This is a genomic window from Sphingomonas sp. CV7422, assembly GCF_027945725.1.
GTDB classification, from domain to species: domain Bacteria; phylum Pseudomonadota; class Alphaproteobacteria; order Sphingomonadales; family Sphingomonadaceae; genus Sphingomonas; species Sphingomonas kyungheensis.
Genome location: NZ_CP115900.1, coordinates 2,755,592 through 2,773,121, shown reverse-complemented (window position 1 = coordinate 2,773,121; position 17,530 = coordinate 2,755,592). Strand labels below are relative to the sequence as shown.

The following is a 17,530-nucleotide window of genomic DNA, read 5'->3' as shown; positions in this document are numbered from 1 at the left end:
CCTCGAAGTCGGCTGCGCGCCGGCCGATCCGGAGGATCGTCATGCCCCATGATGCAGGACGAATGGGACGCCATGGAGCCGTTCCGCCTCCATCGTCATACCGGTGCCTGCCATGTCTCGCTGACCCGAGTGGATCGTGCTAGGCGTCTTATGGGCTTGGAATCAGACGGTGATCGCCTCGGGGGCTTTCGCACTGGCACGGGGGACCATGAGCGAAAACAGCAGCACCTATGATGGTGAACGACGCCGTCTGGCGACCCTGACCGATTATGATGTCCTGGCTGGAAAGACCGAACAGGGCCTCGATGACATAACCCGTATCGCGGCGCAGGTCGCCGGAACGCCGATTGCCTTCATATCGCTGGTCGATGACCAGCGGACGTGGTTCAAGGCGCCGATCGGTTTGGATCTGGCCGACATCCCCCGTGCGTGGTCGATCAGCTCCCATGCCATCGAACAGGATGGCGTGTTCGAGATTCCCGATCTGAACAACGACGACCGGTTTGCCCGTAATCCGCTCGTCACCGGAGAGGCCGGTTTCCGGTCCTATGCCGGTGCGCCGCTGGTCGCTTCCGATGGCGAGAAGCTCGGCACCCTTGCCGTCGTCGATTATGAACCACGCCAGCTCAACGCAGACCAGCGGCAGGCGTTGTTGGCGTTGTCGCGCCAGGTGATGGCCCTGTTGACCGCACGCAAGCAGCTGGCCGATCGCCGGCAGGTCGATCAGCGACACGGCTTCATCCTCGACAGTGCGGTGGATTATGCGATCGTGTCGATGCGCCTCGACGGCACGGTGACGAGCTGGAACGAGGGCGCGGTGCGGATCATGGGCTGGACCGAGCAGGAGATGTGCGGTTTGCCGTGCCATCGCTTCTTCACCCCGGAAGACTGCGACGACGGCATCCCCGAAAAGGAAATGGGCGCCGCCCTGGCGCAGGGGCGCGGCAAGGACGAGCGCTGGCATCTGCGCAAGGGCGGCGAACGCTTCTGGGCCAATGGCGAGATGATGCCGCTGACCGATGAAGCGGATCGTCCGATCGGCTTCATCAAGATCCTGCGCGACCGCACCGAGCAGCGGCTGGAATATGAGCGGCTGAAGGCGATCGAGGAGCGGTTCAAGATCGCCCTCGAAGCGGCGGGCTTCGTCGGTTCGTGGGACTGGGACAGTCGGACCGATACGCTGCGCGCCGACAGCAAATTCTGCGCCTTCTATTCTGTCGATCCGGAGCTCGGCGAAAGCGGGGTGCCACTGGCGACCTTCGTCGCCGGCATCCATCCCGACGATCGCGAGCGGGTGGCCGAGGCGATCCGCCAGTGTATCGCGGAAACCGGGGAGTTTGCCGAAGAATATCGGGTCCTCCGCCACGATGGGGCGGTGCGCTGGGTCATGGCGCAGGGGCGCTGCGCGTATGACGGCAGCGGCAAGGCGACCCACTTTCCCGGCGTCGCGATCGATACCACCGACCGCAAGCTGGCCGAGCTGGCGCTGGCGGACAGCGAAACCCGGATGCGCCTGGCGCTGGAGGCGGGTGAGCTCGGCACATGGGAGTCGACGCTCGAGCTCGGCAACCTGCAATGGGATGCCCGCACGCGGGAGTTGCTCGGTCATACGCCCGACGAGCCGCTCGATTTCCAGCACTCCTTCATCCGTCAGGTCCATCCCGATGACAGGGAGCGGGTCAACGCGGTCGTCCGCGAGGCGGTGACGACGGACGGTATGCTCGACGTCGGGTTCCGGACGATCGACGCGGCGGGGCGTCAACGCCATGTCCATGCCATCGGGGCGGTGGTCGTCGGCATGGCCAAACGCTTTCTGGGAACGGTGCGAGACGTCACCGAGCTGCGGGCCGCCGAGGACCATCGGGCGCTGCTCAACAACGAGCTTCAGCATCGCATCAAGAACACCTTGTCGATCGTCCAGGCGATCGTCAGCCAGTCGCTGCGCAACGCATCGACGCCGGCCGAGGCGCGCGACACGATCGGCAATCGCCTCCAGGTGCTGAGCGAAGCGCACGATCTGCTCACGCGGACGAGCTGGTCCGCCGCGCCGATCGATACGATCGTCGACGGTGCGATCCGGCTCCAGGGCGGTCGCTCGCGGCGTATCCGCGTATCCGGCCCGCAGGTCCGGTTCAGTGCACGCGCCGCTCTTGCGCTGGCGATGGCGCTCCATGAACTCGGCACCAACGCGACCAAATATGGCGCCCTGTCGGTTCCGGAGGGTCATGTCGATTTGCGGTGGACCGTGATCCAGGAGGCCGAACCGGTGTTCGAGCTGGTCTGGAAGGAGCATGGCGGACCCGTCGTCACGGAGCCGACGCGGGTCGGCTTCGGGACACGATTGATGCAGAGCCTCGGCCGCGATCTCGGTGGCAAGGCGGTCATCGACTATGAACCGAGCGGTGTCCGATGGACGGTGCGCTCATCGCTGGCAGCGATCGTCGAGAGTTAGGTCGCTCCGATCCGGAACGTATCGTACGCGCGGCATGTTGGCCCATGATGGATAGTCCCCACCCATCGGCCGTCGTCCTCGTCGTCGATGATGAGACACTGATCCGCATGTATGCCGTCGATGTTCTCGAAGATGTCGGGTTCACGGTGATCGAAGCCGACGGCGGCGAAGACGCATTGTGTACGCTCGACCAGCATCCGGAGATCACCGTGCTGTTCACAGACATTCATATGCCTGGCCCATTCGACGGGTTGGTATTGGCGAGGAAGGTGCACGAGCGTCGGCCTGACATCCAGCTCATCATCGCGTCCGGCAGGGGCCGTCCGAACAGGTCGGAGCTGCCGGGTGACGGGGTATTTTTCACCAAGCCTTACGACGGTATGGCCGTTGCCCGGTTGATCGAAGCGACGGAGCGGCTGTCCTGCAAGACGTCGACGCCATAGTATGTTGCGTCGCTACGTGGGCTGCTGATCCGGCATTGGGCGCACCGTCTCGCCCGAAGATCATCAGTCGCTTCCCGGAAGGGGCTCGCCGGAACCGGGGGATTGGCTCTTTGGTTGTTCTAGACCGGATCGCGGGCTCGGTGCGCCGGGGCGAGCGTCTCGCCCTTTTTCTCGGGAGTCGACCCATGACGGATAGTATCGCGGTCGGCGTCTTCCTGCCGCTCTACCGTTGAGCCATTGTGGGAAAGGCCCGTCCGGCAGGCGCACCGATCGCGTCAGGAATTCCGACGACGCTCGGTCCGATAACGTGCGTGACAGGGGCGGGGCCCGTGCCGATGCGGTCAGGGCGGCAGATAAGGACGAGGCCACGATGCGGCAGGAGCGGCGCGACGCGATCGTCGCCGACCAGGCCGCCGCTCTTCTTTGGGCCCCTCAGACCCGGCAGACCGAATAGGCCGGGTCTTTCCGAAAGGTACTGCCGATGAAAGCCGGCCTGCTTCGTCTCGCCGACTATCTCGGCTCCAGCTATTGGTTCGTGCCGACGATCATGGCGATCGGCGCGGTGCTGCTCGCCATCGGCATGGTGACGCTCGATGCGACGCTCGGATCGTCGTGGATGGGCGGATATGCCTGGGTCTATGCCTCGCACCCCGACGGGGCGCGGCAGGTGCTGTCGTCGGTCGGCGGATCGATGATCACCGTCGCCGGCACCGTCTTTTCGGTGACGATCGCGGCGGTGGTCTATGCGTCGGGCCAATACGGCCCGCGACTGCTCACCAACTTCATGCGCGACCGCGGCAATCAGGTGACGCTCGGCACCTTCATCGCGACGTTCCTCTACTGCCTGCTGGTGCTGCGCACGATCCGCTCGGCCGAGGAATCCGGCGGCTATGGTTTCGTGCCCAATCTGGCGCTGCTCGTCGGTGTCCTGCTGGCACTCTGCTCGATCGCGGTGCTGATCTACTTCATCCATCACGTCCCGTCGAAGATCCACATCAACAGCGTCATCGAAGATGTCGGCGACCGGCTGCTGCGCGGCATCGACGATCGCTTCCCCCGTTTCATCGGCGAGGCGCCCGACGATCATGACTCGACCGCAGAGAAGCTGCCTGCCACCTTCCGTGATACTGCCGATGCCGCGGTGGGCGCGGATCGCTTCGTCGTGACGGCGAAGGACACCGGCTATATCCAGTTTCTCGACGACGAGACGGTGATGCGGGTCGCTCGGGAGAACGGGCTGGTGCTGAGGCTGCAATATCAGCCCGGCGACTTCGTCCATATCGGCCGGGCGCTGGTGGAAGCGTGGCCGCCGGGACGATGCGACGACAAATGCGCCGACGCGCTCCGCGATGCCGTCGCGATCGGATCGCGCCGTTCCGCCTTGCAGGATCTGCGCTTTCTGGTCGACGAGCTGGTCGAGATCGCCGCGCGCGCCCTCTCGCCCGGCGTCAACGATCCCTTCACCGCCGTGACCTGCCTCGACTGGCTGAGCGCGGCGCTTTCCGATCTCGCCGGCCGGTCGCTGCCGTCGCACCTGCGTGTCGACGACGACGGTGCGCTGCGAGTGATCGCCCATCCGGTCACCTTCGCCTCGCTGATGGATCGTTCGTTCGGCGCGCTCGCGCAATATTGCGCAGCCGACATGGTCGCGGCGCTGCGCTATCTCAATGCGCTCGGCGAGGTGTCGCTCGACTGCGACGAGCCCGATCGACTCGCGACGATCCGCGCTTATGCCGACAAGCTCGAAGAGCTGGCGAATGACGGATTGAAGGGTTTCAACCTGCGCCGGGTCCGGCACCGGGCCGACGAGCTGCGCGCGGCGCTGGCCGAGCCCGATTACAAGCGGCGTTTGCGTGACGGCACCGCCTGGCTCGCCGGTACAGCCTGACCAGCGATCGAAGGCGCCATCGGCCGGGGTTTGTCCGTCCCTTTTTCGGGCCGGACGCGATGAGGTAAATAAAGAGGGCGTCGCCGATGATCGGCCGCCCTCGAGTTCGCGGTCAGGGTAGCGCCACCAAGCCCTTGGGGCTCGTGGCGCCCCTGGACGTCAGGCCTTCGCTGCCTGCGCCTCTGCCTTGGTGACCTTCAGGTAGATGCGATTGTCCTCGATCCGGTCGACCATGTCGAACGGCAGCGTGTGATGCTGATGGTCGGACGAATCGGTCTTGGTCAGCTTGATCGTCTCGCCCTCGACCTTGTCGACGGTGCCGACGTGCTCGCCGTCCGAACCGGCGATCTCCATATGCTCCTTGATCCGCAGCTTCTCGAACATGGTACCTCCTTGTTGACGCCGTACGAACGTCGCGGACGGTGTCTGGGTTCATGCTTTTCGACAAACGGATGCATCAAAGCATTGGACGGGCAGGGCGCTGCCCGTCGATATCGTCGGGTGGCGGGGGCGATCGGTCCGCCGCACGTTGATGACGCCGTAGCGGACCAGAATGGGAGGGGATGTGTTCGACGTCATCGCATCAGCGCTCCAAGCGCATCAGCCGGTGATCGGTCTGCTATTCGTCATTGCACTGTTCGCCGCTTTCGCGAGCGAACGCTTTCCGCCGGTCACGATCGCAATTGTCGGAGCCGGCGCGATGATCGTCTGCGGTTGGCTGACCCCCGCCCTGGTCACGGCCGCCTTCGCCAATCCGGCGCCGATCACGATCGCCGCCTTCTTCGTCCTGTCGGGTGCATTGGTCCGCACCGGCACGATCGAGGCGCTTGCCAGTGTCGTCGTCCGCCGCGCGTCAGCAGCACCGCGGCGGACCGTCGCCGAAATGCTCGCCGGGGCCGCGACCGCCCCGGCCTTCATCAACAACACGCCGGTCGTCATCGTCCTCATCCCGCTGGTGCGCCGACTGGCGAAGACCGTCGGCATTCCGGCGACCCGGCTGCTGATTCCTCTGTCCTACCTCTCGATCCTCGGCGGGACGCTGACGCTGATCGGCACCTCGACCAACCTGCTGGTGGACGGCGTCGCGCGCGCGAACGGACAGGCGCCATTCGGCATCTTCGAGATCACCGGCGTCGGCCTCGTCGCCATGGCGGCCGGGATCGCCACCATGCTGGTGCTCGGACCGAAGCTGCTGCCCTCGCGGCCGGACAATGACATCGCGGACCGCCATCAGCTGCGCTACCTGACCGAGCTGACGCTGTCGGAGGAGGAAGCGGCGAAGCGCCCGCCCCTTGCGGACCTGTCCTTCCTCAAGCGTGATGCCGTCCGCCTTGTCGCGATCAGGCGCGGCAGCGAATTGCTGCGCGAGCCGCCCCCCGACCTGCGGATCACCCGCGATGATCGCCTGGTGGTGGCCAGTTCGGCCGACGAACTGGACGGGCTCGCCCGCAGCCGGGGCGTGATCGTCGGCCTCCAGAATGTCGGTCGTCCGATACGCCTTGCCGAGGATGAGCGGGCCGACGACGTGCGCCTGATCGGCCTCACGATCGCGCCGTCGCATCCCGCACTGGGGCGTGAGCTGCGCGACATCCCCTTCCTGTCCAACCTGCCTGCCCGCGTGCTCGGGATCGGGCGCGCCCGGCATCTGCCCGGACCCGACCTCGGCAGCGTGCGCCTGCGCGCGGCCGACAGTCTGCTCGTCGCCGCCGATGCCGGCGCTCTTGCGGCATTGCACGAGAACACGAACCTCATCGCGGAGGATACCAGCCACGTCCGCCGCTTCCGCCGGCGTCGTGCCCCGATCGCGATCGGAACGCTCGCCGGCGTGATCGCGCTCGCGGCGCTCGGTGCGATGCCGGTCGTTCTCCTCGCCCTGATCGGCGTGGCCATCGTGCTTGTCACCGGCTGCATCGATCCCGAAGAGGCGTGGCGATCGATCGACGGCAGCGTCCTCGTCCTCATCTTTGCGATGCTCGGCATCGGCAGCGGGCTGGAGGCGATCGGCACGGTGAAGCTCGTCGTCGATACGATCGGACCGTGGATCGGTGGACTGTCCCCGCTGCTCGTGATCGTGGTCCTGTATTTCCTGACATCGCTGTTGACCGAGACGGTCACGAACAACGCCGTCGCCGTCATCATGACGCCGGTCGCGATCGGCCTCGCCCAGGCGAGCGGCAATGATCCCCGTGCGCTGATCGTCACGGTCATGTTCGCGGCATCGGCCAGTTTCGCGACGCCGATCGGCTATCAGACCAACACCATGGTCTATGCAGCGGCCGACTATCGTTTCGCCGATTTCGTCAAGATCGGCCTGCCGATGAACATCGTCGTCGGCGCGGCGACCTGTTTCGCGATCGCATGGCTTGTTCCGTGAGGCCAGCCGTATCGCTTGCGGAACAACGATTTTGACACCCCGTTCTGCAACGATGCAGTCCGTCACACCGCCGCCGGCGAGAAACCCGATCGACCTGATTACGGCGAAGCTGCACGTCGCATCGAACGACTTCTTCCTGCAATTGCCCAACATCGTCGGCGGCATCGTCTTCGTCATCATCGCCTGGTTCGCCGGCAAGCTGATCGCAAACGGCGTTCGGCGGGCTTTCCACCACAAGGGGCTGGTCGACCTCGGCGGGGTCCTCGCCTCGCTGACCTTTGGTCTGATCGTGGCCGCGGCCGTGCTGATCGCCTGTGTTATCGTGTTCCCGAGCGTGAAGCCTGCGACGATCATCTCCAGCCTCGGTATCGGCTCGGTCGCGATCGGCTTTGCGTTCAAGGACATCCTCCAGAACCTGCTGGCCGGCATCCTGCTGCTCATCAACCGCCCCTATCGGCGCGGCGACCAGATCGTGGTCAAGGATTTCGAAGGTACCGTCGAGCATATCCAGAGCCGTGCGACCCTTATCAAGACCTATGACGGTCGCCGGGTCATCATCCCCAATTCGGACGTCTACACCTCGCCCGTGATGGTCAACACGGCGTTTCCGGTGCGCCGTGACCAGTTCGACATCGGCATCGGCTATGGGGACAAGCCCGATCGCGCGATGACGGTCTTGGCCGAAGCCATCGCCAAGGTCGACGGCGTCGAGGCGGACCCGGCGCCGGAGGTACTGCCCTGGGAACTGGACGCCAGCTCGGTGACGCTGCGGGCGCGCTGGTGGTCGGATTCCAAGCGGACCAACCTCGTCCACCTGCGCGCGCGCGTCATCCTGGCGATCTGGCAGGCCGCGGCGGACAATGGCATCGACCTGCCGTTCCCGACGCAGCAGATCCTCTTCCACGACCAGACCGAAGAGACAGACGGCGACCGGACGCTGCAGCGGGAAGGCTGGCCCGCCGGCGCCAATCCGCCCCGCGCACGGCCTGTCGGACGTGCGGACACCGCGGACCGGACGGCGGATGAACATGGCTGAAGGGCATGAATGACGCCGCTGCCGGCCACCTGCTCCTGCGCCGCACCGGCGTTGCCGCTGACGGCGTGACGGTCGCCCGGGTCCAGGACCGCATGATCGCCCCGGTCTCGCCGGTGCCGCGCCCCACCCTCGCCATCGGCCGGATAAAGGCGCCCCGTGGACGCATATGGGCGAACGGCGGGGGTATGCGCATCGCTCCGCCGCGAGCCTGTCGGCCGGTCATCGCCGCTGCGGATACCATGGCAACGCTGGATCAGCCGGCGCATGCAGCCGGCGCCACGTCGATCCGGATTCCCGAGCGCCGGGAACGGAAGGGCAGTGGGCGCGGCCGGCCTGCCGGTCGCCGCCACTGCCGAACGACCGGGTTGTTCGCAGTGGCGTGCAGGTGCGATCGCAGTGCTGCTGTGGACGGCCGCGGTCGACCGGGTGCCGCTGCGGGCGGTCGCGGGGCGTTGCATACTGACGCCCGGCTCGGACGAGACACTACGACCGCACTGCCCGAGGGCGTCGCATGATCGTCGCCGTCGCGCTGGGCGTTGCCCTGATCGTCACGCTCGCACTGACCGTCAGCCCGTTCGCGCGCAGCGATGGCTGGCGCGCGACGGTGACGCCGCTCGCCTCGATCATCGGGTCGGGCTTTCTGATCTGCGGGCCGCTGCTCGCCCGCGAGTTCGGCAGTGCCGCCATCCTTGCCATGGGCCTTCTGTTGGCCATCGCCTATGCGGCGGGTTGGGTGATCCGGTTCAACATCGTCCATGTCGAAAACCACCTTGCCGAGGCGCGCTTCCACGATCCGATCGCCTGGGTCGCGCGTCTGACCCAAGCCGTCCTCGCGCTCGCCTATGCCGTCTCGGTCGCTTATTATCTGAAGCTGCTGGCCGAGTTCACGCTCAAGCCGGTTGCCATCGACCCGGCGTGGCAGCCGGTTGCCGCCAATATCATCGTGACGGTCATCATCGTGCTGATGACGCTGCTGGCGCTGGGCGGGAGCCTGCGCAAGGTCGAGCATCTCGCGCATGGGACGGTGTCGATCAAGATCGGCATCATCGCCGGCATGCTGGTCGCGCTCGGCATCGCCTGGGCCAGGGGCGGCATGACCGAACCGCTGCCGCCGGCGCGCATCTCCTGGGCGAGCATCCCGATGCTGCTCGGCCTGATCATCACCGTGCAGGGGTTCGAGACGTCGCGCTATCTCGGGCATGACTATGCCGCCGCCTTGCGGATCAGGACGATGCGTCACGCGCAGTGGATCGCGTCCGCCATCTATCTCGCCTTCATCACGCTGCTGACGCCGTTCCTCGCGCCCGCCGCGGCGACCGAGGGGGTGGCCGGTATCCTCGACATCATGGAATTCATCGCGCCGGCCCTCGGCATCTTCGTTCTGGCCGGCGCCGTCTCCAGCCAGCTCAGCGCCGCCGTTGCGGACTCGATCGGATCGGGCGGGCTGGTCAATGAAGTGTCGCGGCGCAAGATCAGCGTGCCGCTCGCCTTCACCCTGGCCGGGGCGCTCGCGGTGCTGGTGGTCTGGCTGACCGACCCGTTCCAGGTCGTGGCGCTGTCGTCGCGCGCTTTTGCGCTCTTCTATGCGATGCAATGCGTGCTGGCGTTGCTGGTCTCGGCCCGGAGCAAGGCAGGATCGATGCTGCATCGCCTCGGCTTCGTCGCCGTCGGCATCCTCTGTCTGGTCGCGGTATTCGTCGGTGCACCGGCGGAAGGCTAGGGCCGCCGCCGCGGCGATCAGCGCGTCGCTGCGGCAGCTCGCATCGCCTCGCCATCTGCAACGCCGGCTGGGGTCCGGCGGCAAGTGGGTCGCGCTGTCGGTCCGCGCCGTGCGCAGCGGCCTCCGGGACGATTTCGGCATCGCGGCCAGCTCGATCGCCTTCGCCGCCTTTCTCGCCCTCGTCCCGCTCGTCGGCCTGATCGCCGGAGCCTATGGCCTGTTCGTCCCCGGCGCGACGGTGGCCCGCAATCTTGCGACGCTGACGGCGATCCTGCCGCGCGACGCGCAACACATCGTGGCGGGCGGATTGCGCGATACGCTGTCCGGCTATTCCGCCGGCGTGACGGTCATCGTCTCGCTGGGCATCGCGCTGTTCAGCGCGCGGCGGGCGGGACGCTCGCTGCTCCACGGCATCAACCTCGCCTTCCGCATCGAGCGCGAGCGCCGGGGACTCCGCCGGCAGATCACGGCGATGCTGCTGGTGCTGGGATGTGCGGGGCTGGTGCTGACCGCCCTGATCTCGCTGTCGGTGCTCGCCTTCCTGCAAAGCTATGTTCCGGACGGGCTGCCCGGGGCACGGCTCGCCTCGACCATCATCCTGTTCGGATCGCTGACGCTGGGGGCCGGCCTCGGCCTGATGCTGGTCTATCGCTATGCGCCGGCGAGCGAGGCGGCCATACCGTGGCGATCGGTCCTGCCCGGAACGGTCGCGGGCGTCGCGATGTGGGTGGGGGCGACCCTCGTGTTCCGCCTCTACGTCACGCATCTCGCGCGGTTCGATGACACGTATGGATCGTTGTCCGCAGCGGTCATCCTGATGCTCTGGCTGATGGTGTCCGCCTGGGCGTTGCTGCTCGGCGGCCGCCTCAACGCCGAAGCGATGGATCAGGCAGGCATCATTATCGAGGAACGCGACGCATGAGCGACGGACAGGCCGAACATCGGTATCGCAATCGACTGATGACGCTCATCGCGGCCGTCGTGTTGATCGGGGCATTGAAGGCGGCCTTTGCGGTCGCGATGCCGATCGCTTTCGCCGCGATCATCGTCGCGGCCTTGTGGCCGCTCAAGCGCAGGCTGGCGCGGCACATGCCGTCATGGCTGGCCTATACGCTGACGCTGCTGTCGCTGATCGCGATCCTCGGCGCCTTTGCCGCAGCGGTCTATCTGTCGATCGGCCAGGTCCTCGCCGCACTCACGACGAACTGGGCGAGCCTTGAGCAGGGATATAGCCGGCTTGCCGGATGGGCTGCCGAGCATGGCGTGCCGATCGCGGGAACCATCAACCGCCAACGGATCATGGCGCTGCTCCAGCTGCTGGCGGGCGGGGTTTATGGGTTCGTCACCTATGTCGGGTTCATCGGCATCATCGTGATGCTCGGCCTGCCCGAAGTGCCACGGCTCAAGCGTCGTTTGTACGAGATGACGGAAAGCGGCGACCGCCGCGACATGCTGGCCGCCGGCGAAGACATCTCGGCGCAGGTCCGTCGCTATCTCGGCACGACGCTGGCCACCAGCATCCTCACCGGCGTCGCCTCGGCCCTGTGGTCGTGGATGACCGGGCTTGAGCTGGCGTTGGTCTGGGGCATCCTCAACTTCCTGCTCAATTTCGTCCCGGTGATCGGCAACATCGTCGGAATCGTGCCGCCGGTGCTCTTCGCCTTCGTCCAATTCGGGGGATGGCAGATGCCCGCGCTCGTCTTCGTCGGCTTCGTCATCCTGCAACTGACCATCAGCAACGTCGTCTATCCGCTGTTGCAGGGCAAGCAGCTCAGCCTGTCGCCGCTGGCGATCATCGTCGCCATGACCTTCTGGAGCTGGGTCTGGGGTATCGCGGGCGCGCTGATCGCGGTGCCGCTGACCGCCGCGATCGTCATCATCTGCGGGCAGTTCGAACGCAGCCGCTGCATCTGCAAGCTTCTGTCGGCCTGACCGAGACTGGCCGATTGTGGGCGAACGATCCTCTTTAGGTCGTTCACGAGAAGGATCGAGGCTCGCTTGCCAGGGTCGGTGAGGCGCAGGAGGGACGTCGTTCGTTGGCCTTGCATGAAGACACCGACGTTTTGCGTATGGCTCGGCGCGATCGCGCTTATCCCCGTGTTTCCGGCGATGGCACAGACCCCATCGGGGGAGCAGGCCGCACTCGTTTCACCATCGGAGTGGCAAAGCCTCTGGAGCGGGGCGAACCGTGCCGCCCTGAGACAGGCGCTGGCGGATCGTACCCGCCACGGTCTCGATCATCTGACGTTCCTGCCGCGCGATATCGACGATCAGCCAGCAGCCGAGGCGGCCGAGGCCTATACCAAGGATGCGATGCGGTACGCCGATGCCTTGGCGCAGGGCTTGGTGGATCCGTCATCGCTCCACGACGTCTACACGATCGCGCGGCCCATGCCCGTCCAGGCCGGAGCATTGCGCGATGCCCTCCGTCAGAACCGCCTTGCCCAATGGCTGGATGGACTGGCTCCCGCCGACCCGGAATACAGGATGTTGTCCCAGGCCTATCTCGAAGCGAACCGGCAGACCGACGTCCCGACGCCCGGTCTCGCGCTGGCGCAGAGCATCCACGTCGGCGACGTCCATCCGCAGGTGGCGGAGATCGCCGACCAGCTGGCGGACGATGGCTATCTGACGGTTCGACCGTCTGCGGCGCCGGCGGACCTGTACACCCAAGACATCGCGGATGCGGTGAAGGCACTGCAACGGGATTATGGCATCCGCGCGGACGGGATCGTCGGCCCCGATACGCTGGGGGTCCTGACGCTCCGGCCTGGCGACCGTGCCCGCACCCTCGCCGTCGCCTTGGAGCGGCGACGCTGGCTGTCGCGAACGCCGCCGGCCACGCGCATCGACGTCAACTCAGCGGCCGCCGAGCTGCAATATTATCGCGATGGGCAGCTGGTCGATCGCCGCAAGGTCATCGTCGGAGAGCCTGACCGGGAAACCCCGCCACTCGGTTCGCCGATCTATCGCCTCGTCGCCAACCCGACGTGGACGGTGCCGAAGTCGATCCCGGTTTCCCGGGCGACGGTCCGGGCCAAGGCCATGCACCGCATCAACGGCTATTGGGTGCAGCCCTCGGGGCCGGACAATGCGCTGGGTCTGGTCAAGTTCGACATGAAGAACGATCAGGCGATCTACCTGCACGACACGGCCGCCCCCGAATTGTTCGGGCGCAGCCAACGGCATCTGAGCCATGGCTGCGTCCGGGTCTCGGATGCCCTGGGCTTTGCGGCGATGCTGGCCGATCAGGAAGGGGTCGGCGACACCTGGGCCAAAGCACAGGCCTCCGGCACGTACGAGATCGTCGATCTGCCTCGCGAGATCCCGGTGCGGCTCCTCTACCATAACGCCTTCGTCGCCGACGATGGCACGGTCGCGTTCCGCACCGATCCCTATGGCTGGAACGATGCGGTTGCCGTGCAACTCGGATTCGCCGATGCGAAGTCCCGCCAGGCCAAGGCAGAGGCGATCGACATCGGGCCGTGAGGCGCCCGACGCATTCCTCGACAGGGCTTTAACCCAAGGCCCGGCACCTTCGGTGCCCAGACTGCTGCAAAGCAATGGCCTGAGCGTGAACGGCAGGACGCAAAATACAAATGTGGGAAAGTGGTGCCCGGGGACGGATTCGAACCGCCGACACTGCGATTTTCAGTCGCATGCTCTACCAACTGAGCTACCCGGGCAGGGTGGAAGCGAGCATGCTCGCGTTCGGAAGCGCGGCCTTTAGTCAGCCGATTCGATGCTGTCCAGCCCGTTCTCATCGTCTTTGACCGGAATACGATACCCATCGCCCAGCCATTGCAGCAGATCACGGTCGCGGCAGCCGCGCGAACAGAAGGGCGCGTGCTCGGCAGAGGTCGGCGTATCGCAGAGGGGGCAGGTCGATCGGGTCATACGCTGTCCAGAATATGGGTAACGCCGGTGCGGCGGGCAAGCGCGTCGCGCCAGTCGGGCCGGCTCGTCAGCCGGGCGTGGATCGCCGGGGGCAGGCGGTGCCGCAACGGACTGCCCGGCGGCTCGCGTTCGAGCCGGCGCAGCAGCGTGCGCGTCGCCGCGCCGACCGGATCGTCGCGCAGCAGCTCTGGCAGCGACGCCCGCGGGCGCGGGCGGACGATCTGGAGGAAGCCGAAGCCGTTGACCGCAGTGCGCTCGAACGGCTGGGGCAAGGCGGCGTCGAGCGCCTCGGCGACCGCGGCGCGTGCCGCCTTGTTGGCGAGCGTCGGAAAGTCGATGCCGATCGATCCGCCGATGCCGTGACGGCGGATCGCCAGCGCGACCGCACGCGCCGCGGCGAGCGCGAGCGGCTCGAGCGGCGGCGGTCCGTCGACGTCGAACAGCGTCATCGCGGGCGTCGGCGACAGCCGCAGGCTGCCGAGCGGGAAGACGATCGCGCCGCTGATCGCCTCGTCGAGCAATTCGGACCAGCCGGCGGCTTCGAGCGCATCGGGTTCGTGCGCGCGCAGGATGCGGACGGGCCATCCGCTGGCGGTCAGGCGGTCGAGCAGGGTGGGGCCGGGGGCAGGGGCGTCGTCGCTGGCGACGGCGCGTGGCGGCTTGGCGCGGCCGGGTTCGGGGATCGCCTCACGGCTGATCCGCACGGTCAGGCTGGCGCCCTTGGTGACGCCGGGCGGGATGCGGGCGATCACCGCCTCGCTGCCGCCGATGTCGAGCCGGCCCATACCGCCGCCGGTCAGCTCGATCAGCCGGGCGCGGGCGACGGTGTCGAGCGGCAGCGGGTCGGGCAGGGCGATGGCGGCTTCGAGGATGCGGCCGTCGGCGACCAGCGCGGCGCGCGCCTCGCCGATCCCGTCCTCATACAGCCATTCAGGCAAGCGGCAGGCCGGCGGTACGCAGCAGCGCGCGCGTTTCCATCAGCGGCAGCCCGACGACACCGGAATGGCTGCCATGGATGAAGCGGACGAACGCCTCGGCGCGGCCCTGGATGGCATAGCCGCCCGCCTTGCCCTCGCCCTCGCCGCTGGCGACATAGGCGTCGATCTCGTCGCCACCGAGCGGCCGGAAGGCGACGATCGTGTCGGACAGGCGGTGGCGCAACGTCCCGCCCGCGTCGATCACCGCGACGGCGGAGAGGCAATGGTGGCGCCGCCCCGACAGCAGGGTCAGCATCGCGCGCAGATCGGCGGCGTCGGCGGGCTTGCCGAGGATGCGGCGACCGACGGCGATCGTGGTATCGCCGGCGAGGATCACCTCATTCGGTGCGCGCGGCAGGGCCGTCGCCTTGGCGCAGGCGATGCGCAGCACATAGTCGCGCGGGCGCTCGGCGGGCAGCGGCGCCTCGTCGATCTCGGGCGCGGCGATGCGATCGGCGACGAGACCGAGCCGGCCGAGCAATTCGCGTCGGCGCGGGGAGGAGGAGGCGAGTACCAGCGACACGCAGGCCGCCGCCGCTTATTGCGGGCCGGGGCCGCCGCGACCTGGCATGAAGCGATAGGTGATCCGCCCCTTGGTCAGGTCATAAGGGGTCAGTTCGACCAGCACCTCGTCGCCGACCAGCACGCGGATGCGGTTCTTGCGCATCTTGCCGGCGGTGTGCCCGAGGATTTCGTGGTCGTTTTCGAGCTGGACACGGAACATCGCGTTGGGGAGCAACTCCACCACGCGGCCGCGCATCTCGAGCAATTCTTCCTTGGCCAAAAATCAACCTCTGTTCGCGTAGCGTCGGCGCGCCCTTAGCGCAGCCTGCCGAAAAAGGGAAGCAAGCGGCACATGACGCGCGGGCGCCTGCTGTGCGCGCCGCGTCGTGGTTCGTCTGCTACCAATATGTGGGATGCGCGGTCGCCAACGGCAAGGCCGAGGCCGGCGACTCAGTGCCGCGTGTCCGCGATGGCGGGAATGCGGATCTGGTCGCGCTGCTTCCCGAAGGGCCGGACGAGAAGCGCGTCGATCGTCGCCTCGGCATCGCCGTGGCTCCACCCATGGTTGCGGACGACGGCGATGGCATGGCCATCGCGGTCGAGATGGTCCGTCAGGCTGCGCGCCAGCGCCAGGAAGGCGAGGATGTCGCCGGGACGTGCGGAACAGCACATCGTCCCAGCCACGAAGACGCCACTGTTGTCGAACGCCGCGATCGATGGTGCCGCCGCGCCGCCGATCAGATGGAGCAGCAGGTCGTGGTTGATCGCGAAGCGCGCGGCGACCGTCGCGGCGTCGGCCAGCGTCCGATCGTCGAAGATCGCGCCGCGTGCCGCTCCGTCGACGTGCCAGATGCGGCGCGACCAATCGTCCCAGCGACAGGCAGCCGTCGGTGCGGCGTGCAGCCAGCCGACCAGCGCCGGTCGCGCGATCGACACCTTGAGAAAACCAGCTTCGGCTCCGATCATGATGCCGTGTCCCGGAACGAGCGGATCAGTTCGCCGTCGGCGCGGTGCCGCCGATCCGGTGGCGTTGCAACGCGGGTTCGAGCCGGATCGGATAGGTCTCCGGCAGGCGGTGATCGAGCATGGCATCGACCACCGGCTGGAAGCCGGCGACGACTCCGGGCCAGGCGTCGGGCGGCAGCAGCCGACTCTTGCCCGCCGCGCCGATGTCGAGCGCGGCGGCGGTCGCGTCGCGGCCATCTCCGCCCCAGATGTAATTGTGGATGACGGCGGTGCCGCGCTCGCCCGGCGCGAGATAGTCGGCGACGCCGCGCATCAGCGTCAGGCAGGCGATGATCTCGCCGAGGTTTTCCGACCAGGTCAGCGTCCCCGCGAGGAAATGACTGTCCGTCGTGTCATAGGCCGCGATATGCAGGCCCTCGTCGCACCCGAGGTTGGCGAAGAAGCACAGGAGGGCCTGTGCATTGGTCGCAAAGCGGGCGAGATCCTTGCTGGCCTCGTCGAGGATGCCGGCGAGCGTCTCGTCACGCATCTCCGGCAGCGTCGTGCCCCCGTCGCTGCGCCAGCGCATGCCGATCGTCCGCCAGTCATCCCACTGCTGTGCCACGGGCGGCTTGGCTGCGAGCCAGCGGTCGAACCCGGCGCGGGCGATCGTGACCTTCAGATAGGCGGACGGCGGTTCGGACATGCGCGATCGTCTTTTCGAGCGCGGATGCCGCTGCATGCGGGCGACCGGACCGCGCGCCGTCGCCTGAACTCCTTATAGAGGGTGGTCACCCGCTTCGATCCAAACCCGGCGCGGACCGTAATCCTTGAGCAAGACGACCGGTGCGAGCGGAGCCGGCCATACGTCGACCCGATAGTGATCGCCGCCTTCGATGCCGAAAGCGTCGATCGTGCCCAGCCCCCCGAAACAGGCCCTGACACGATAGGGGCCGGGCGTCACGCGCCAGCGATCGATCGAGCCGCCGGTACATTCATGGCATTCAAGGATTCCGGACGGCACCGTGAGGCTCGCCTCCACGACATGGTCCCACGCGTCGAACGGCTCGGCGGAAGGCCGGTCGAGCAAGCCGATCTCGACCGGTACGGTCATGTTGCGATCCGGCTGGATGGCGATGACATGCGCGGCCACCGCAACCCGCCTCAGGCAATCCTCTTCGGTGAAGTCGATCAGCGTATTGCTGCCGTGGAGCTGATCCCAAAGGTAGAATTGATGGTAATCGGCGAAGATCCGATATTGGCCGCGCATTCCATCCTCCCCGAACGCCGCTTC

Annotated in this window: 17 protein-coding genes and 1 tRNA gene; 9 read left to right on the top strand and 9 right to left on the bottom strand. The window is 66.9% G+C overall.

The window, feature by feature from the left end:
* Positions 1-169 precede the first annotated feature (169 nt).
* The 3 genes from PBN85_RS13180 to PBN85_RS13170 all read left to right on the top strand — a co-directional run bounded on the left by PBN85_RS13180 (position 170) and on the right by PBN85_RS13170 (position 4,783).
* Positions 170-2,452, top strand: a complete 2,283-nt coding sequence (locus PBN85_RS13180) for a PAS domain-containing protein (RefSeq protein WP_271299281.1) — start codon at positions 170-172, stop codon at positions 2,450-2,452.
* Positions 2,410-2,895 carry a response regulator gene (locus PBN85_RS13175; protein ID WP_271299280.1) on the top strand — a complete coding sequence of 162 codons (486 nt, stop codon included), beginning with the start codon at positions 2,410-2,412 and terminating at the stop codon, positions 2,893-2,895. Before PBN85_RS13180 ends, PBN85_RS13175 begins: the two co-directional genes overlap by 43 nt.
* 481 nt (positions 2,896-3,376) lie before the next feature.
* Positions 3,377-4,783, top strand: a complete 1,407-nt coding sequence (locus PBN85_RS13170) for a DUF2254 domain-containing protein (RefSeq protein WP_271299279.1) — start codon at positions 3,377-3,379, stop codon at positions 4,781-4,783.
* Between the two features lie 159 nt (positions 4,784-4,942).
* Here the strand turns inward: PBN85_RS13170 and PBN85_RS13165 are convergent, their stop codons facing one another.
* Positions 4,943-5,167 carry a DUF2171 domain-containing protein gene (locus tag PBN85_RS13165; protein ID WP_037532707.1) on the bottom strand — a complete coding sequence of 75 codons (225 nt, stop codon included), beginning with the start codon at positions 5,165-5,167 and terminating at the stop codon, positions 4,943-4,945.
* A gap of 169 nt (positions 5,168-5,336) precedes the next feature.
* On the opposite strand from PBN85_RS13165, the gene PBN85_RS13160 reads away from it, so the two are divergent.
* From PBN85_RS13160 to PBN85_RS13135, 6 genes are all read left to right on the top strand, one after another.
* Complete coding sequence (locus PBN85_RS13160) at positions 5,337-7,157, top strand: SLC13 family permease (protein WP_271299278.1); 1,821 nt, start codon at positions 5,337-5,339, stop codon at positions 7,155-7,157.
* A complete protein-coding gene (locus PBN85_RS13155) occupies positions 7,147-8,193 on the top strand; it encodes a mechanosensitive ion channel family protein (RefSeq protein WP_271299277.1) in 1,047 nt (348 codons plus the stop codon). The genes PBN85_RS13160 and PBN85_RS13155 overlap by 11 nt, the downstream gene beginning before the upstream one ends.
* A gap of 511 nt (positions 8,194-8,704) precedes the next feature.
* On the top strand, positions 8,705-9,913 hold the full coding sequence (locus PBN85_RS13150) for a hypothetical protein (RefSeq protein ID WP_271299276.1): 1,209 nt from the start codon (positions 8,705-8,707) through the stop codon (positions 9,911-9,913).
* A complete protein-coding gene (locus PBN85_RS13145) occupies positions 9,894-10,835 on the top strand; it encodes a YihY/virulence factor BrkB family protein (RefSeq protein WP_271299275.1) in 942 nt (313 codons plus the stop codon). The genes PBN85_RS13150 and PBN85_RS13145 overlap by 20 nt, the downstream gene beginning before the upstream one ends.
* Positions 10,832-11,845, top strand: coding sequence for an AI-2E family transporter (locus PBN85_RS13140; protein ID WP_271299274.1), 1,014 nt, complete (start codon positions 10,832-10,834; stop codon positions 11,843-11,845). The genes PBN85_RS13145 and PBN85_RS13140 overlap by 4 nt, the downstream gene beginning before the upstream one ends.
* Positions 11,846-11,959: 114 nt before the next feature.
* Positions 11,960-13,402 carry a L,D-transpeptidase family protein gene (locus PBN85_RS13135; RefSeq protein WP_271299273.1) on the top strand — a complete coding sequence of 481 codons (1,443 nt, stop codon included), beginning with the start codon at positions 11,960-11,962 and terminating at the stop codon, positions 13,400-13,402.
* 121 nt (positions 13,403-13,523) lie between these two features.
* Here the strand turns inward: PBN85_RS13135 and PBN85_RS13130 are convergent.
* The 8 genes from PBN85_RS13130 to PBN85_RS13095 all read right to left on the bottom strand — a co-directional run bounded on the left by PBN85_RS13130 (position 13,524) and on the right by PBN85_RS13095 (position 17,506).
* A tRNA-Phe gene (locus PBN85_RS13130) sits at positions 13,524-13,599 on the bottom strand.
* 40 nt (positions 13,600-13,639) lie between these two features.
* On the bottom strand, positions 13,640-13,810 hold the full coding sequence (locus PBN85_RS13125) for a DNA gyrase inhibitor YacG (protein WP_271299272.1): 171 nt from the start codon (positions 13,808-13,810) through the stop codon (positions 13,640-13,642).
* Complete coding sequence (locus tag PBN85_RS13120) at positions 13,807-14,748, bottom strand: ribonuclease (RefSeq protein ID WP_271299271.1); 942 nt, start codon at positions 14,746-14,748, stop codon at positions 13,807-13,809. Before PBN85_RS13120 ends, PBN85_RS13125 begins: the two co-directional genes overlap by 4 nt.
* Positions 14,741-15,310, bottom strand: a complete 570-nt coding sequence (locus PBN85_RS13115; protein ID WP_271299270.1) for a Maf family protein — start codon at positions 15,308-15,310, stop codon at positions 14,741-14,743. Before PBN85_RS13115 ends, PBN85_RS13120 begins: the two co-directional genes overlap by 8 nt.
* Positions 15,311-15,325: 15 nt before the next feature.
* Positions 15,326-15,571 carry a translation initiation factor IF-1 gene (gene infA / locus PBN85_RS13110; RefSeq protein WP_017977808.1) on the bottom strand — a complete coding sequence of 82 codons (246 nt, stop codon included), beginning with the start codon at positions 15,569-15,571 and terminating at the stop codon, positions 15,326-15,328.
* Between the two features lie 170 nt (positions 15,572-15,741).
* Positions 15,742-16,257, bottom strand: a complete 516-nt coding sequence (locus PBN85_RS13105; protein WP_271299269.1) for a hypothetical protein — start codon at positions 16,255-16,257, stop codon at positions 15,742-15,744.
* A 25-nt stretch (positions 16,258-16,282) separates the two neighbouring features.
* Positions 16,283-16,942 carry a hypothetical protein gene (locus PBN85_RS13100; RefSeq protein ID WP_271299268.1) on the bottom strand — a complete coding sequence of 220 codons (660 nt, stop codon included), beginning with the start codon at positions 16,940-16,942 and terminating at the stop codon, positions 16,283-16,285.
* 72 nt (positions 16,943-17,014) lie between these two features.
* Positions 17,015-17,506, bottom strand: coding sequence for a hypothetical protein (locus PBN85_RS13095; RefSeq protein ID WP_271299267.1), 492 nt, complete (start codon positions 17,504-17,506; stop codon positions 17,015-17,017).
* Positions 17,507-17,530: the final 24 nt, after the last annotated feature.

What these genes read in the sequence shown, in the direction of transcription:
- PBN85_RS13160 (WP_271299278.1), top strand. Translation starts at nt 5,337, where the DNA reads ATGGGAGGGGATGTGTTCGACGTCATCGCATCAGCGCTCCAAGCGCAT.
- PBN85_RS13165 (WP_037532707.1), bottom strand. Translation starts at nt 5,167, where the DNA reads ATGTTCGAGAAGCTGCGGATCAAGGAGCATATGGAGATCGCCGGTTCG.
- PBN85_RS13100 (WP_271299268.1), bottom strand. Translation starts at nt 16,942, where the DNA reads ATGTCCGAACCGCCGTCCGCCTATCTGAAGGTCACGATCGCCCGCGCC.
- PBN85_RS13125 (WP_271299272.1), bottom strand. Translation starts at nt 13,810, where the DNA reads ATGACCCGATCGACCTGCCCCCTCTGCGATACGCCGACCTCTGCCGAG.
- PBN85_RS13170 (WP_271299279.1), top strand. Translation starts at nt 3,377, where the DNA reads ATGAAAGCCGGCCTGCTTCGTCTCGCCGACTATCTCGGCTCCAGCTAT.
- PBN85_RS13150 (WP_271299276.1), top strand. Translation starts at nt 8,705, where the DNA reads ATGATCGTCGCCGTCGCGCTGGGCGTTGCCCTGATCGTCACGCTCGCA.
- PBN85_RS13105 (WP_271299269.1), bottom strand. Translation starts at nt 16,257, where the DNA reads ATGATCGGAGCCGAAGCTGGTTTTCTCAAGGTGTCGATCGCGCGACCG.
- PBN85_RS13135 (WP_271299273.1), top strand. Translation starts at nt 11,960, where the DNA reads ATGAAGACACCGACGTTTTGCGTATGGCTCGGCGCGATCGCGCTTATC.
- PBN85_RS13175 (WP_271299280.1), top strand. Translation starts at nt 2,410, where the DNA reads ATGGACGGTGCGCTCATCGCTGGCAGCGATCGTCGAGAGTTAGGTCGC.
- PBN85_RS13095 (WP_271299267.1), bottom strand. Translation starts at nt 17,506, where the DNA reads ATGCGCGGCCAATATCGGATCTTCGCCGATTACCATCAATTCTACCTT.
- PBN85_RS13140 (WP_271299274.1), top strand. Translation starts at nt 10,832, where the DNA reads ATGAGCGACGGACAGGCCGAACATCGGTATCGCAATCGACTGATGACG.